This is a genomic window from Lyngbya sp. CCY1209, assembly GCF_055795065.1.
Genome location: NZ_JAYFER010000045.1, coordinates 1 through 1,129 on the forward strand (window position 1 = coordinate 1; position 1,129 = coordinate 1,129).

At 50.0% G+C, this 1,129-nt stretch carries 1 protein-coding gene; it reads right to left on the minus strand.

Annotated features, from left to right (window positions below; genetic code table 11):
• Nucleotides 1-1,041 (minus strand): RNA-guided endonuclease InsQ/TnpB family protein (locus AC0QHF_RS00230; protein ID WP_324702184.1); only part of this gene is annotated, 1,041 nt, incomplete at its 3' end.
• Between the last annotated feature and the right edge of the window lie 88 nt (nucleotides 1,042-1,129).

Genomic DNA, 1,129 nt, shown 5'->3' on the forward strand with positions numbered 1-1,129 from the left:
GCCATTCAAATCAGCATCCCCTTTCCACCCGCAATGTCCGCACTTAAAAGTTTTACCCGAACGGTAAGACTTTCCTTTCTTTGTATGAATGTGCAAGCAGTTATGGCAGGTTTGCGAGGTGTATGCGGGTGGAACCCTTACCACCTCGACACCTTCTTTAATGGCTTTGTAGTCGATCAACAGTCGCAGTTGATAAAATGCCCAAGAATTTGAACGGCGGCGCTCAGTCTTAGTGCGAGGTTGGCGGTTGGTTCGCTCTCGTATTCCCGTTAAGTCTTCGAGGGCGATAATCGACTGAGTGTCCTTGGCGCGACGGACGATTTGTTTAGAAATATTGTGGTTGACCCAACTCTGATAACGCCTCTCTCTCCCCGATAGCCGTTTCAGAAGCCGTTTAGCCCCTTTTGTGCCTTTCGCTTGGACAGAGGCTCGAACTCGGGCGAACCGTTCTCGGATTTGATTGACGGACTTCCCACTCCAACTTTGTCCTTCGGACGTGACGGCAATATCTCTACGTCCGAGATCGACGCCAACAACATCCTTGGGTTTCTGGGGTGGAGGTACGTCGTCTTTAACTTGAATATGGATATACAGCTTCCCATCTCGATGTTTGGAGAGGGTCGCTGAGGTGGGGTTCTTTCCTTTGAGTTTGCCAATCTGATAGTTTCCCAAAACCAACGGAATCCGCACTCGACCCTCAACCGTAGACAGGCTAACGGTTTGGTCTTTTTCTCGATAGGAAAATATCCGTGCGTCGTAGTCGGCTGATGTGGGTTTGAACTGCTTGACCGGTCGTTTTTTGAGTTGGGCTGTTTTGCGATTGGCGGCGACTCGGGCGCAGGCTCTAACAGCTAGGTTGGCTGTTAATTCAAACTGTTCTCGAATCGCTTTGTAGACTTCCCCTTGAATGCGATTTTTATTCGCAATCTTAGGGTTGACCGTCTGATTGGCAAAATGGCAAGCCTTAGCGAATGCCTCCAGAGTCGCATCGAGTTTGTAGCTCTGCTCTGGAGTCGGGTTGAGTTGGCAGACAATTGTCAAGACTTGCTGGTATTAGGGGTCGAGAGAGAAGTCACCTTCTCCCCCTCCCATTCAGAACCGTGCATGAGATTTTCACCTCACACGGCTC